Source organism: Leifsonia sp. NPDC058230 (genome assembly GCF_042882245.1).
Classification (GTDB): domain Bacteria; phylum Actinomycetota; class Actinomycetes; order Actinomycetales; family Microbacteriaceae; genus Leifsonia.
In genome coordinates this window covers 226856-241026 of record NZ_JBHVWM010000002.1, presented here as the reverse complement: position 1 = coordinate 241026, position 14171 = coordinate 226856, and the positions used below count along the sequence as shown (strand labels likewise).

At 69.9% G+C, this 14171-nt stretch carries 10 protein-coding genes; 5 read left to right on the top strand and 5 right to left on the bottom strand.

The features are described from left to right. Positions 1-86: 86 nt before the first annotated feature. Positions 87-1595: an aminopeptidase P family protein gene (locus ACFVV0_RS06770; protein ID WP_387060128.1), complete on the bottom strand. Its 1509-nt coding sequence runs from the start codon at positions 1593-1595 to the stop codon at positions 87-89. A 33-nt stretch (positions 1596-1628) separates the two neighbouring features. Between ACFVV0_RS06770 and ACFVV0_RS06765 the strand changes: the two genes are divergently transcribed. Both ACFVV0_RS06765 and ACFVV0_RS06760 read left to right on the top strand, forming a co-directional pair. Beyond that, positions 1629-2501 (top strand): PHP domain-containing protein, encoded by an 873-nt coding sequence (locus tag ACFVV0_RS06765; RefSeq protein ID WP_387060126.1) that lies wholly within the window; start codon positions 1629-1631, stop codon positions 2499-2501. A gap of 52 nt (positions 2502-2553) precedes the next feature. Continuing rightward, positions 2554-3681: a hypothetical protein gene (locus ACFVV0_RS06760; protein WP_387060124.1), complete on the top strand. Its 1128-nt coding sequence runs from the start codon at positions 2554-2556 to the stop codon at positions 3679-3681. A 33-nt stretch (positions 3682-3714) separates the two neighbouring features. On the opposite strand, the gene ACFVV0_RS06755 is transcribed toward ACFVV0_RS06760, so the two are convergent. Next, the gene (locus ACFVV0_RS06755; RefSeq protein WP_387060121.1) at positions 3715-5196 is read right to left on the bottom strand and encodes a DEAD/DEAH box helicase; all 1482 of its coding nucleotides are present in this window, start codon (positions 5194-5196) and stop codon (positions 3715-3717) included. 126 nt (positions 5197-5322) lie between these two features. On the opposite strand from ACFVV0_RS06755, the gene ACFVV0_RS06750 reads away from it, so the two are divergent. Beyond that, positions 5323-6039 carry a ferritin-like fold-containing protein gene (locus ACFVV0_RS06750; RefSeq protein WP_387060118.1) on the top strand — a complete coding sequence of 239 codons (717 nt, stop codon included), beginning with the start codon at positions 5323-5325 and terminating at the stop codon, positions 6037-6039. Positions 6040-6045: 6 nt separating this feature from the next. Here ACFVV0_RS06750 and ACFVV0_RS06745 read toward each other — a convergent pair whose 3' ends face one another. Together ACFVV0_RS06745 and ACFVV0_RS06740 are read right to left on the bottom strand one after the other, a co-directional pair. Beyond that, positions 6046-6348, bottom strand: coding sequence for a hypothetical protein (locus ACFVV0_RS06745; protein WP_387060116.1), 303 nt, complete (start codon positions 6346-6348; stop codon positions 6046-6048). Between the two features lie 9 nt (positions 6349-6357). Beyond that, positions 6358-6582, bottom strand: a complete 225-nt coding sequence (locus ACFVV0_RS06740; protein ID WP_387060113.1) for a DUF3107 domain-containing protein — start codon at positions 6580-6582, stop codon at positions 6358-6360. Between the two features lie 108 nt (positions 6583-6690). Here ACFVV0_RS06740 and ACFVV0_RS06735 point away from each other — a divergent pair, with 108 nt between their 5' ends. Then, positions 6691-9816 (top strand): ATP-dependent helicase, encoded by a 3126-nt coding sequence (locus tag ACFVV0_RS06735; RefSeq protein ID WP_387060110.1) that lies wholly within the window; start codon positions 6691-6693, stop codon positions 9814-9816. Beyond that, positions 9813-13157: a UvrD-helicase domain-containing protein gene (locus ACFVV0_RS06730; protein WP_387060108.1), complete on the top strand. Its 3345-nt coding sequence runs from the start codon at positions 9813-9815 to the stop codon at positions 13155-13157. The genes ACFVV0_RS06735 and ACFVV0_RS06730 overlap by 4 nt, the downstream gene beginning before the upstream one ends. On the opposite strand, the gene ACFVV0_RS06725 is transcribed toward ACFVV0_RS06730, so the two are convergent. Continuing rightward, entirely contained in the window at positions 13094-14170 is a 1077-nt protein-coding gene (locus ACFVV0_RS06725; protein ID WP_387060106.1) for a phosphotransferase, read from the bottom strand. The two genes, ACFVV0_RS06730 and ACFVV0_RS06725, sit on opposite strands and share 64 nt — an antisense overlap. Position 14171: the final 1 nt, after the last annotated feature.

The window sequence follows — 14171 nt, the reverse complement described above, 5'->3', positions numbered from 1 at the left end:
CCCGAACGAGGGGTCGCAACACGCCGCGCGCGGTGGTCGCCGCACGGCGTGTTGCGACCCCTCGTTCGGGCGAGCGGGCCGACGGGTCAGCTCAGTCGCTGCACCCACGCCTCGACGTCATCGGCCGTGCGCGGGATGGCGATCGAGAGGTTCTCGGCGCCGTCCTCCGTGACCAGGATGTTGTCCTCGATGCGAACACCGATGCCCCGGAACCGCTCGGGAACCGTCAGGTCGTCGGGCTGGAAGTAGAGACCGGGCTCGATGGTGAACGTCATCCCCGGCTGCAGGATGCCGTCGATGTAGAGCTCTTTGCGGGCCTGCGCGCAGTCGTGCACGTCGAGGCCGAGGTGGTGGCTCGTGCCGTGCACCATGTAGCGGCGGTGCTGCTGGTTGTCCGCTTCGAGGGCCTCCTCGGCCGTCACCGGGAGCAGGCCCCACTCCGCGGTGCGGCGAGCGATGACCTCCATCGCCGTCGCGTGGATCTCGCGGAACCGGATGCCCGGGCGCACGATCGCGAATGCCGCATCCGCAGCCTCGCGCACCGTCTCATACACCAGACGCTGCGTCTCGCTGAATGTGCCGTTGACCGGGAACGTGCGGGTGATGTCGGCCGTGTAGTAGCTGTCGACCTCGACGCCCGCATCCAGGAGGATCAGGTCGCCTGGAACCACGGGGCCGTCGTTGCGCGTCCAGTGCAGGATGCACGCGTGCGGCCCGCTCGCGGCGATCGTGTCGTAGCCGACCGCGTTCCCGTCGGCGCGCGCACGTCCGTAGAACACGCCCTCGACGAGACGCTCGCCCCGCGGGTGAGCCGTGATGCGATCCAGATCGCCGATCACGTCGTCGAAACCGCGCGCGGTCGCATCGACGGCCGCCCGCAGTTCCGCGACCTCGTACGAGTCCTTGACGAGACGCAGCTCGGACAGGTCGCGGGCGAGCCGGTCGTCGTCGTCGTGGTCCTCCGCGCTCGCGTCGTCGCCGGCCTCCACGAGGCGGAGGGCGTCGATCTGGTCGGTGAGCGCCGCATCCGCCTCACGGAGGATCACAGTGTTCGCGTCGGACGCGTCGATGACCCCGGTCAGCTCGGCGATGCCGCGGGTCGGGAGGGCGAGGTCGCCCGCGACCTGCGCGAGAGAGGGGCGCGGGCCGATCCAGAACTCGCCGATCTCGGGATTCGCGTAGAACTCGTCGGAGTCGCGCCCGGCCCGTTCGCGGAAGTAGAGGGTGGCATCGTGGCCTGCCGGCGTCGGTTCGAGCACGAGAACGGAGCCGGGCTCGGAGTCGGAACCCCATCCGGTGAGGTGCGCGAAAGCGGAGTGGGCGCGGAACGGGTAGTCGGTGTCGTTCGAGCGCTGCGCGAGCGAGCCCGCGGGGATGACGAGCCGCTTGCCCTGGTAGAGCTCGGAGATGCGCGCACGGCGGGCGGCCGCGAACGCAGCCTGCTCGCGAGCGACGGGGACGGGTTCCGCCCGGTCGGCCCAGCCGCTGGCGATGTACTCCTTGAACCCTTCGGAGCGCGGGGTGGTCGAGCGATTGCTCGTGGCCCGGGGCTCGTCGGTGGGCGTGGTCTGCTGGCTGGTCGACTGCGAAGACATGGCTCCCATTCTTCCACTCCTAGGATGGACTGCATGGCTGATGCGCGACGCTTCCGGGGTCCCATCGATCTGCACACCCATTCGAGCGTCTCCGACGGCACGGAGACGCCCGGCGAACTGGTTCGCGCTGCGGCGGCGGCCGGGCTCGGAACCGTCGCTATCACCGACCACGACTCGACGGCGGGGTGGCTGGATGCGGCTGCGGCCAGTGTCGAGGTCGGGGTCACCGTCATCCCGGGCATGGAGCTGAGCACCCGCATCGAATTCGCCAGCGTGCACATGCTCGGCTACCTGTTCGACCCGGCGAACGAGGCGCTCGTGGCTGAGACGGAGCGCATCCGCACGGGCAGGCTGAAACGCGCCGAGGACATGGTGCGCGCGATCTCCAAGGACTACGACATCACCTGGGACGACGTGATGGCCCAGGCGACGGACGGTGCGACCGTCGGCCGTCCGCACATCGCCGATGCCCTCGTCGCCCGGGGGCTCGCCCCCGACCGCAGCGCCGCCTTCGCGGGTATCCTGCACTGGCGGGCGGGCTACTACATCCCGCACTACGCACCGGATCCACTCACCGGGGTGCGGCTCATCCGCGGTGCCGGCGGCGTGCCGGTGCTCGCGCATCCGGGGACCGGTGGCCGGGGCCGGGTGATCCCGGAGGACAGGCTGGCCCGTCTCGTGAAGGGCGGCCTCTTCGGACTGGAGATCGATCACCGCGAGAACACCGAGGACGGCAAGGTGCGGCTGCACGAGCTCGCCGACCGTTTCGGCCTGGCGATCACGGGTTCCAGCGACTACCACGGCTCGGGCAAGCCCAACCGTCTGGGAGAGAACACCACCCGGCCTGAGGTGCTCGACCGCATCATCGAAGAAGCGACAGGCGCGGCGCCCTTCTACGCCTCGTGAGATTCCTCGCTAGCCTGAATCGGGGCGATAGAGCGAGGTGTGCGTGCGACGGATGACCTGGAGGGTCGGCGCGGTTGTGACGGTGCTCGCTGCCGCACTCGTGACGGCGGGCGTCGCCGGACCGGCCGCTGCGGCCACCTCGTACCCGTCGTGGGGCGACGTGCAAGCGGCCAAAGCGAACGCGGCCGCGACGCAGTCCCAAGTCGACCGGATCAATGGCCTCCTCGACGGACTCCAGGCCGCCTCCAATGCGGCAGCCGACCTCGCGGTCAAGCGCGCGGGCGAGTACGGGCTGGCCGAGCTCAGCCTGCAGAAGGCGACGGCCAAGGCCGCCGACCTGCGGACCCGGGCGGATGCGGCGAAAGCCGAAGCAGCGACGTTGCGTGCGCAGAGCGGCAGGCTGGCAGAGCAGCTGGGTCGTGCGGGCGGGTCCGACTACTCGCTGAGGCTCCTGCTCACCAGCGACGATTCTCAGTCCGCCGACACGCTGCTCTACCAACTGGGGGCGGTCGCCAAGCTCGGCGCCGACTCCAGCAAGCTGTTCGCCGCCGCAGACGAACAGAAGAACCTCGCCGACTCGTTGAGCGCTCAAGCGGCGTCGGCGCAGAGGGTCAGGGATCAGCTCGCCGCCAAGGCGAAGACCGCCCTCGACAGCGCGAAAGCCGCCGAGGTCGCCGCCGAGGCGGAGCTGGCCAGCCAGCAGGAGCACGCGACGACGCTGTATGCGCAGCTCGCGTCGCTGAAGAACACCGCGGCATCGGTGGAGCAGGCGTACGCCCAGGGGGTCGCCAAGGCGGCTGCCGACGCGCAGGCGTCCAACGGGGGCGGGGGAGCGGGCGCCGGCTGGGTGTCGGCGCCCACCGGTATGACCGTCAATCCTGCGGCGGCACAGGCGTATGCCTCGAGTCAGCTCCCCGCCTACGGCTGGGGTTCCGACCAGATGAGCTGCCTCGTGCGCCTCTGGAACAAGGAATCGGGATGGCGTGCGAACGCGGTCAACCCGTCGAGCGACGCGTACGGCATCGCGCAGGCCCTGCCGCCGAGCAAGATGTCGTCGGCCGGCCCTGATTGGCTGACGAACGCCGACACCCAGATCAACTGGGGACTCACCTACATCGAAGGCCGTTACGGTTCACCGTGCGGAGCCTGGGCGCACGAGGTCAGCCACAACTGGTACTGACCTCGCGCGGTACCGCGTGCGCGAGTCGGGCGCTCAGTTGGCGGGTGCCGCCGGGGCGCCACCGCGCGAGCGGCGACGACGGCGCGGCGCGCTGTTGCCGTCGTGGTGCTCGGAGCCGCCGCCGTCATGGGTTCCGGCAGCCTGTGTCGGCTCGCCCGCTGGCGCCGTGTCACCGCCGGCGGTTCCCGCCGGGCGGCCGCCGCGGGTGCGGCGACGGCGCTGACCGCTGCTGTCGTTCCCGCCTGACCGCGAGGAGTCGGAGGCGGGGTTCGTTCCCGAGCCGCCCTGACGACGCGGCGCACCGTCTGCGGCGGGCGCCTTGACGGTGGGCGTGCTCTTGAGGCGGCCCTTCGAGCCCGTGGGGATGTCGAGGTCGCTGAAGAGGTGCGGTGACGAGGAGTAGGTCTCGGTCGGCTCGGGCTGACCGAACTCGAGGGCACGGTTGATGAGCGCCCACTTGTGGAGGTCTTCCCAGTCCACGAAGGTGACGGCGATTCCGGTCTTGCCGGCGCGGCCCGTGCGGCCCGCGCGGTGCAGGTAGGTCTTCTCGTCGTCGGGGATGGTGTGGTTGATCACGTGGGTGACGTCGTCGACGTCGATACCGCGTGCCGCCACATCCGTCGCGATGAGGATGTCCTTCTTGCCGGCCTTGAAGGCGGCCATGGCGCGTTCGCGCTGCTCCTGGTTGAGGTCTCCGTGCACCGCAGCAGCGTTGAAGCCGCGGTCGTTGAGCTCTTCGACCAGTTTGGCCGCGGCGCGCTTGGTGCGGGTGAAGACGACGGTCTTGCCTCGCCCTTCGGCCTGCAGGATCCGCGCGACGACCTCGTCTTTGTCGAGCGAGTGAGCCCGGTAGACGAGGTGCTTGATGTTCGCCTGGATCTGGCCCTCATCGGGGTCGGTGGCGCGGATGTGGATCGGTCGCGTCATGAATCGGCGGGCCAGGGCGACGATCGGCCCCGGCATGGTCGCCGAGAAGAGCATCGTGTGGCGGGTGGCCGGGGTCTGCGCGAACAGCTTCTCGATGTCGGCGAGGAAGCCGAGGTCGAGCATCTTGTCGGCCTCGTCGAGCACCATCTCGCGAACGTTGCCGAGGTTCAGCAGGCGCTGGCTTGCGAGGTCGAGCAGTCGTCCGGGGGTGCCGACGACGATCTGAGCGCCGGACTTGAGCTGGGCGATCTGGCCTTCGTAGGCCTTTCCGCCGTAGATCGCCACGACACTGGTGTTGCGGTTCTCCGCCGCCTGCGAGAGGTCTTCGAAGACCTGCACGCACAGCTCGCGGGTGGGGACCACGACGAGCGCCTGCACGCCGGGCTCCGGGTGGAGGCCGAGACGCTGGATGATCGGGAGGCCGAAGCCGAAGGTCTTGCCGGTTCCCGTCTTGGCCTGGCCGATGATGTCTTGCCCGTCGAGTGCGAGCGGAATGGTCTGAGCCTGAATGGGGAACGGTTCGATGATGCCCTTGTTGGCGAGGGCGTCGACCATGTCCTGATCGATATTGAGTTCGGAAAAAGTCACGAAGATATGCCTGTCGATTGAGAAGCGGATGGGTCTACGCCCTGTTCTCTTCTCAGGCGTAGGGCCGTCGTTCCATCGCCGACGGCATATCAAGCTTACCGGACGCTCCCCGTTACACTGCTGTACGTGGCAACCTGGTTATCCCGACGCCGGCCTCCGGTCGAGCTTCCGCGTCTCACTTCGCGGGACACCCCGACGGCGGCGACGAGGGTCGACTTGGCCGAGGTGATGCCCGATCTGCTCCCGTATCTGGGGCAGGCCGCCTACCTTCAGCTCGAAGCGTTCCAGACCCTGTCCCGCGTGGTCGGCGAGGTCGACGACCTCGCCGCGAAGGAGAAGGTGTCGGCCAGCGCCGGCGCCTCGCTGTCGAAGCACCAGGGCATCGTCGCGGAGATCCGCCGGCGCGGTGACGATCCCGCCGACGTCATGCAGGCCTTCGCCGACGAGATCGAGGGGTTCACCGCGCTCACGACCGGAGTCGACTGGCAGGAGACGCTGCTCGCCGTCCTCGTGACGAGCGGGCTCCTCGACGACTTCTTCATCCGTCTCGCCGCCGGTCTGCCGGGCGATGTCGGGCCGCGGATAGCGCACCTGCTCGGGTCGGACGGCGGCCAGGAGGGCCTGATGGACGTCCTCCGCGACGCCATCGGCGCCGACCCGAAGCTCTCGTCCCGGCTGGCGCTGTGGGGGCGACGCCTCGTCGGCGACACTCTACTCGTGGCCCGTTCGGCACTGCACCTCTCGGGCAACGCCGCGACCGATGATCAGCGTATCGAGCCGATCTTCACCGAGCTGATCGCTGCGCACACGCGCCGGATGGACGCGCTGGGCCTCACCGCCTAGCGCCGGTCAGCGCGCGATCGCACCTTTGGTCAAGTTGGCGAGCATACGCTCGTCGCTGTGATTCCGGACGCGGCCGATCAGCAGGTCGATGACGACTACCGCCACGGCGGTGCCGCCGAGCGTGATCCACCAGATCCAGCCGCCGTTCCAGGCGAGGCCGGCCCAGGTGAGGGCGACCCAGAGGACGCTCGCCACGATGACTCCGATGGCGGGGACCAGAACCGCGCCGTGCGTGTGGCGCCCCGGCAGCAGGTAGCGTGCGCCGAGCCCGAGAATGGCGCCGCCGAGCGCGACGAAGAGGAGTTCCACGACGGAGCCCTAGCCGACGAAGCCGATGCGACGCGACTCGTCGCTGCCGATCTCGATGTAGGCGACACCTGCGACGGGAACGAGGTAGACCTTGCCCTTGTCGTCGGTCAGGCGGAGGAATCCGGTGCCGCTGGTGAGCGAGGCCTGCGCCTGCTCCGCGATCTCGTCGACCGTCTGGGTCGATTCGAAGCTGAGCTCGCGGGGAGCGTTGACGATTCCGATGCGGATCTCCACGTGTGGTGCCTTTCGACTCTGTACCGGCGGTGTGAGTTCAGACTACGACACTCGGCTCACGGCGCTGCGACACGTTCTCTGTCGGCGGACGCCGGTACCGTTCTAGTCATGACGATCCGTGGTTTCCTGCCTCGCCCGACGGCGGCCGGCGACCCGATCGACCTGGTGCTCGACGAGTCCCAGCAGCGCGTGCTGATGCTCTCCGACGGGCAGTCCGCGGCGGTGCTCGGTGCGCCGGGAACAGGGAAGACCACGGCGCTGGTGGAGGTGCTGGCGGAGCGGGTGCTGGGCCGCGGATACGCGACGGATGAGGTGCTCGCTCTCACCGCATCCCGCTCCTCGGCGACGCGCTTGCGCGACCGCATCGCCCTGCGAATCGCTGTGCCCACCGTCGGACCGCTGGCGCGCACCGCGACCTCCCTCGCCTTCCAGATCGTGGGCGAGCGGGCTCGCGCCACCGCGACGGAACCGCCACGGCTGCTGACGGGCGGCGAGCAGGATCAGATCATCGCCGAGCTGCTGGCCGGTCACATCGAAGACGGCACGGGGCCGGTCTGGCCCGATCCGCTCGGCGAAGAGGTGCGCACCCTCCGGGGCTTCAGAACCGAGCTGCGCGAGCTGATGGCCCGCTGCGTCGAGCACGGCGTGAGCCCCGGCAGGCTCTCCGAGCTCGGCGCGATCGCGGACCATCCCGAGTGGCGGGCCGCCGCGCGTTTCATCCGCGAGTACCGCGAGGTGGTGGCGAACTACCGCGACTCGTTCGTCGATTCGGCGGAGCTGATCGACAACGCTGTCACCATCGTCACCCGCGACGGGGCGCTGGGGCGGCTCCGGCTGATCCTCGTGGACGACCTGCAGGAGGCGACCGTCGCCACCCTCTCGCTCTTGCGGGCATTCGCCGCGCGCGGTGTCGCCGTGGTGGCGTTCGGCGACCCGGACGTCGCGTCGACGGCCTTCCGCGGTGCCGAAGCCTCGGCCCTCGGGCAGCTGGATGTGCGACTCGGCGTTCCCGTCACGCGCTTCGTGCTCGCCACGGCTCACCGGCAGTCGCCCGCACTGCGCGCACTGACGTCGGCCGTGACCGAGCGGATCGGTACTGCCGCGGCAGGCGTGCAGCGACTCGCCGAGGCGGGGCGACCGGGCCAGGAGGCCGGTGTGCCCCAGATCGTCTGCATCGAAGCGACCTCGGCCCCCGCGGAGTCGGCGCGTCTGGCGCGCAAACTTCGCGAACGGCACTTGCTCGACGGTGTCCCGTGGGGCCGGATGGCCGTTGTGGTGCGCTCCGGCGCCCGCGTGCCTCCGCTGGCCAGGGCGCTCGCGGTGGCCGAGGTTCCGACCAAGACCTCGGTCGCGGGGCGGGCCCTCCGCGACGACTTCGCCGCCCGTCAACTGCTCACCGTGATCGGCGTCGAACTGGGCTCGGTCGAGCTGACCGCTGCGCTGGCGGCCGACCTCCTCGTCGGGCCGTTCGGCGGCCTCGACGGCGTGAGTCTGCGCCGGTTGCGCCTCGCCCTGCGGCAAGAGGAGCTCGCCGGAGGGGGCAACCGCCCCGCCGACGAGTTGCTCGTGGAGGCTCTCGGCGCTCCCGGGCGGTTCGCGACCATCGACTCGTCTCCCGCCCGGCGTGCCGCGCGGCTTGCCGAGACCCTGCATTCGGGCAGCGAGAAGGCAGCCGAGGGCGCCACCGTGGAGGAACTGCTCTGGCAGGCCTGGGAGCGCAGCGGCTTGGCGAAGCGCTGGCTCGAGCAGTCCGAGCGCAGCGGCATCGTCGCCGACGAGGCGAACCGGCACCTCGACGGCGTCGTCGCGCTCTTCACGGCTGCCCGCCGTTTCGTGGAGCGTTACCCCGAAAAACCGGCCGCCCTGTTCGTGCGCGAACTCCTCGACGCCGAGGTGCCCGAAGACACCCTCGCGGCCCAGACGACCTCCGATGCGGTGCTGGTGTGCACGCCGAGCGCCACGATCGGTGCCGAGTTCGAAGTGGTCGCCGTCGCGGGTCTGCAGGAGAGCGTCTGGCCGAACCTGCGGCTTCGGGGATCGCTGCTGCACCCGCAGGAGCTGGGCGAGGTCGCCGCGGGCACAGCATCCGTGACCGGCGACGAGCGGGCCCAGGTGATGGGCGACGAGCTGAGGATGTTCGCGCTCGCCGTCTCGCGCGCCCGCGGACAGGTGATCCTCACCGCCACGGCGAACGACGACGAGCAGCCGTCGCCGTTCCTGCGGCTCGCGGGTGAGAACGCGGTGCACGACACCGACGACTCTGCGCATCCGCTCTCCCTGCGTGGGATGGTCGGTCGCTTGCGCCGGCGGCTGGTGACCGCCGGGTCCCCGGATGCGGCCGACGCCTTGGCGAGGCTCGCCGTGTCCGCGGTCGAAGGCGCCGATCCCGCCGAGTGGTACGGGCTGATCGAGCCCTCCACCGACGAACCTCTCGTCGATCTGACCGACCCGGAGGCACGCGTGCGGGTGTCGCCGTCTCGCCTCGAGACCTACGAGAAGTCCCCGCTCGCCTGGTTCGTGGATGCGATGGCGTCGTCGCCGAGCGGGCTGGCGGCCGGAATCGGCACGGTGGTGCATGCCGTGATGGAGCAGGTGAGCACCGAACCCGAGGGCGATCTCAGCGTCGAGCACATCTGGGAGGGCGTCGAACGGCGCTGGGGCGAGCTCCAGTTCGAATCGCCGTGGCTTGAGGAAAAGGAGCGGCGGCGCACCCGACGGCTGACGGAAGGGCTCTCCGAGTATCTGCGCGACTTCGATCGCGCCGGGGGCGTGCTGCTCGGTTCCGAGGGCCAGTTCCAGCTCGAGCTGGGGCAGGCGCTCGTCACCGGCACGATCGACCGTGTCGAGCGCACCCCGGAGGGAACCATCGTGATCGTCGACCTGAAGACGGGCAAGACGGTGCCGTCGGCGGCCAAGGTGGCCGAGCACGCTCAGCTCGGCGCATACCAGCTTGCGCTCGAACACGGCGCGATCGAGCGATCCGAGGATGCGCAGCTCCCCTCCGGAGGGGCCAAGCTGCTCTTCGTGAGCACGGGCACCCGCGGCAAGAACTATCGCGAGGTGGTGCAGGAGCGTCAGGACGACGACGGGCTCCAGCGGCTGCGCGAGCGCGTGGCCGCAGCGGCCGGCGGCATGGCCGACAGCACCTTCCTCGCGGTGCTGAACCTGGAGGAGCGCGACCCGCATGCCGCATACGAGTACCGCATCCACCTGGTGCCAGCGGTGAGCGCATGACCGAGGAGAACACCACTGACGAGGGTCTCGACGGTCTGCTCGACTGGGACGTTGAGGAGGCGTTCGACCTCGTGGAGCTCGCGCTGGCCCAGGAGCGCGCGCATCCGGAGCCCCGTGTCGGCGGCCGGCAGCTCAGCGCGGTGAGGATCGCCGAGGTTCTGGGACTGCCCTCGCCGACCGCGCAGCAGCAGGCGGTGATCGAGGCGCCTCTCGGACCGGCGATCGTCGTGGCCGGTGCCGGCAGCGGAAAGACCGAGACGATGGCCAACCGCGTGGTGTGGCTGCTGGCCAACGGGCACGTGCGGGTTCCGGAGATCCTCGGCCTGACCTTCACCCGAAAGGCCGCGGGGGAGCTGGCGCTGCGCATCCGCAAGCGCATCGAGCAGCTCGTGGCCTCCGGGCTCACCGACCTCGAGTTCGATCCCTTCGACGCGCCGACGGTCGCCACGTACAACGCGTTCGCGAACGCGATCTTCCGCGAGAACGCGCTGCTGATCGGTCGCGAACCCGAGTCGGCCGTGCTGAGCGAGGCCTCGGCCTGGCAGATCGCCCGGCGGCTGGTGGTCACGAGCACCGACGACCGGCTGGTCGAGTTGGAGAAGAGCGTCGACGTCGTGACGAGCGCGGTCATCGCACTCAGCAGGGCGCTCAGTGAGAACGTCGCCGAGCCCGCCGAGGTGGAGCGGATGATCCAGTCCTTCGCCGGCGTGGTCGACCTGCCGACCGGCAGTCGGCAGGTCAAGGAGGCGTACAAGTCCGTTCGCGATGCGATCGCAGTCGTCGGTTCGCTTCCGCCCCTCCTCGACCTGGCCGAGCAGTTCTCGTCCGAGAAGGTGCGCCGCGGGTTCGTCGAGTACTCCGATCAGGTCGCACTCGCACTGCGGGTGAGCGAGAAGCTGCCCGGCGTCGTCGACGACTATCGCCAGCGCTACCGGGTGATCCTCCTCGACGAATACCAGGACACGTCCGTGGTGCAGACGCTGCTGCTCTCCCGGCTCTTCGCCGGTCAGGCGGTGATGGCTGTCGGCGACCCGCACCAGTCGATCTACGGGTGGCGCGGTGCGAGCGCGGCCAACCTGGGGCGTTTCTCGCTCGACTTCACCGGGGCCCCGGACGGTGCCGCCGAGTATGCGCTCTCGACCAGCTGGCGCAATCCCACCCGGGTCCTGGATGCAGCGAATGCGCTCGTCGGGCCGCTCTCGGAGGGGTCCCCGGTTCACGTCGAGCGCCTCGAACCGCGCCCGGGCGCCGAGCCGGGGCGACTGGACACGCGCTTCGAGCAGACGGTCGCCGACGAAGCGGCCGTCGTCGCAGACTGGCTCGCCGAACGTCTTGCGCAGCGGGACGACGAGGGTCGTGGTCCGAGTGCCGCGCTGCTGTGCCGCTCGCTCAAGAAGATCGACCCGTTCACCGCCGCCCTGGCCGAACGCGGCATCCCGTTCCACGTGCTCGGGCTCGGGGGACTGCTCGAGCAGCCTGCGATCGCCGACCTCGTGAGTGCGATGCGGGTCATGCACGACCCGACTGCCGGATCCGAGCTGATCCGGGTTCTCACGGGCGCGCGCTGGCGGATCGGCCCGAAGGACATCGCCGCGCTCCGTGGCGTCGCCTCCTGGCTGGCGGCACGTGACCACCGCTTCCGAGAACTCGACCCGGCTGTGCGCGAACGGCTGCGGCAGTCGGTCGCGGGAGACGAATCCGCGTCGCTGGTGGATGCGCTCGACTTCGTGGTCGATGCGCCCGATGGCCACAGCCAGCTGGCCGGTTTCAGCACGATCGGGCTCGACCGGATGCGCGCCGCGGGCCGCCGCCTCGACTACCTGCGCTCCCGGGTCGGCCTCGACCTGCTCGATCTCGTCACTCTGGTGCAGCAGGAACTGCTGCTCGACATCGAGGTCGCGGCGAACGAGTCGGCCCAGCTCGGACAGGCCAGCCTCGACGCCTTCGCCGAGCAGGTCTCCTCCTATCTGGCGAGCGACGAACAGGCGACACTGGGCTCGTTCCTGTCCTGGCTGGCCGAGGCCGAGCGGCGCGACAACCTCGCGCCGCGAAGCGAGGAACCGGAGCCGGGGACCGTGCAGATCCTGACGATCCACGGTTCGAAGGGCCTCGAGTGGGACGTGGTGGCCGTACCCAGAATGGTGGAGGGCGAACTTCCCGGTGGCCCGCTCAGCAAGAAGGGCTGGCTGGCGTTCGGCGAGCTGCCGTACGAGTTCCGGGGCGACGCGATCGAGCTGCCCCTGCTCGCCTGGCGCACGGCCGAGACCCAGAAAGACGTCGACGAGGCCGTGAAAGCCTTCGAGCAGGAGGTCGTCGACCGCCACGCGGCCGAACAGCGGCGACTCGTCTACGTCGCGGTGACCCGGGCACGGCAGAGCCTGCTGTTGTCCGGATCGTACTGGTCGACGCAGACGAAGCCGCGCGGCCCCGGCGCATTCCTGCTGGAGCTGCAGGCGGCGGGACTGCTGGCCGACGATGCGTTCCCCGCGTGCGACGAGCCCGACGAGAACCCGTATGCGCTCGCCACCCAGACGGTGTCGTGGCCGCTCGACCCGCTCGGTTCACGACGGGAGCGTGTCGTCGCCGCGGCCGCGGCCGTGCGTTCGGCCATGGATCGCGGGTCTCGCGGCGGCGGTGTGTACGCGGACGACATCGATCTGCTCCTCGCCGAGCGCGCGCGCCGGGCGGCGGAAGCACAGCTCGTGGAACTGCCGACGCGCATCCCGGCGTCCCGCTTCAAGGACTATGTCACCGACCCCGGTTCCGTCGCGTCGGCACTTCGCCGCCCGATGCCCGAGAGGCCGTATCGGCAGACGCGGTTGGGCACGCTCTTCCACGGCTGGGTCGAGCAGCGCTACGGTACCGTCGGCGGTGCGTCGGACGTGATCGACGCCACGGCGGCGGAGCTCGACGATCCGGCGGGGGAGCCGCTCGAGGCCGAGGCCCTCGCCGCCCTGCAGCGCACCTTCGCGGCGAGCGAGTGGGCCGACCGCCGTCCCGACGAGGTGGAGATCGAGATCCACATCACGCTCGCCGACCAGGTCGTGGTCTGCAAGCTCGACGCCGTCTATCCGGCCGACGATGGCATCCACTCGTATCAGATCGTCGACTGGAAGACGGGCAAGGCGCCACGGGATGCCGACGATCTCGAAAGCAAGCAGCTGCAGTTGGCGCTGTACCGGCTCGCGTTCGCGCGGTACAAGGGTGTGGATCCCGAGCTCATCGACGCCGTCTTCTACTTCGTTGCCGACGACCGGGTCGTGCGTCCGGAGCGCATCTACTCCGAGGAGGAGTTGCGCTCGCTCTGGTCGTCGACCACGGGCTTCATGCCGCCCGCGTGACCGTAATCGTCCGAGTTCCTGTCGCCGGGGGTGCGGTCGAGCATCGCCTCCACGTCGTCGATGGCCATGATCGGGCCGGTCGCGGTCGATAGAGGGGTCGCGGAGTTGGTGTGGACGCGATCCACGAGACCATCGAGCATGCTCACCGCGTCGTCGACGATCGACTGGTTGCGCACTTCGCGTCCGTGCAGCAGCCAGCGGGCGACCTCGAGCTCTGCGTAGAGCATCGCCCGCTGCGTGAACTGCCGGTCGGTGGCGACCTGGCGCGTCGACGCGTACGCCCCGAGGGCACCCTCGGTGGCGTCGGGGTTCATGGCGAGGAGCCAGTGCAGGTCGCGGGCCGGGTCGCCCACTCGCAGAGCCGACCAGCCCAGCACAGCGGTGACCGATTCCTCTTCGACGAGGAACGAATCGACCGTCAGTGCGCCGTTGATCACGGTCGGCTGGAACTGCCAGAGCGAGGTGTCGGCGGATGCGTCGCGCCAGCGGTCGCGCAGGGCGCTGGGGAGCAGGCCGGTCGATGCCGACTGCTCGATGAGCGATGTCGTCGCCGTGTGCGATTCGCTCGCACTCAGCACGGGAAGCCCGGCCTCGCCGACGAAGTTGGTGGGAAGCGTGTGGATGGCCGCGATCGCGTGACCGATGGAGCCGGCGAGTCCGTCACCGGGCGGAACGTCGTCGACCTCGATGTGGTGGCCGGGGAGGAATTCGTAGACCAGGGCACGGGTGCCGCCGATCGGTGTCTGACCCCGGTAGGCGGGCACGTCGAACGGCAGGCGGCTGCGGATGCCCGTGGTGAGCGCGCGCAGTGCGACGAGATCGGCGCTCTGCTCCGTCTCGGCGGCCTGAGAGGTGGGAACGCGGATGATGTACGTCTGCCCGTCACGCCCGTTCAGCAGCGCGGAGTCGTATTCGGCCGCCCCGCCCTGGCTGAAGCTGCGGGCACCGGAGACCTCGAGTCCAGCGACGGCCGAGGTGGCCAGCGCGGCTAGAGTGAGATGGGATCTGGCCATG

Coding starts and splice junctions, on each gene's coding strand:
- ACFVV0_RS06735 (WP_387060110.1), top strand. CDS start 6,691: ATGACGATCCGTGGTTTCCTGCCTCGCCCGACGGCGGCCGGCGACCCG.
- ACFVV0_RS06760 (WP_387060124.1), top strand. CDS start 2,554: ATGACCTGGAGGGTCGGCGCGGTTGTGACGGTGCTCGCTGCCGCACTC.
- ACFVV0_RS06725 (WP_387060106.1), bottom strand. CDS start 14,170: ATGGCCAGATCCCATCTCACTCTAGCCGCGCTGGCCACCTCGGCCGTC.
- ACFVV0_RS06770 (WP_387060128.1), bottom strand. CDS start 1,595: ATGTCTTCGCAGTCGACCAGCCAGCAGACCACGCCCACCGACGAGCCC.
- ACFVV0_RS06730 (WP_387060108.1), top strand. CDS start 9,813: ATGACCGAGGAGAACACCACTGACGAGGGTCTCGACGGTCTGCTCGAC.
- ACFVV0_RS06765 (WP_387060126.1), top strand. CDS start 1,629: ATGGCTGATGCGCGACGCTTCCGGGGTCCCATCGATCTGCACACCCAT.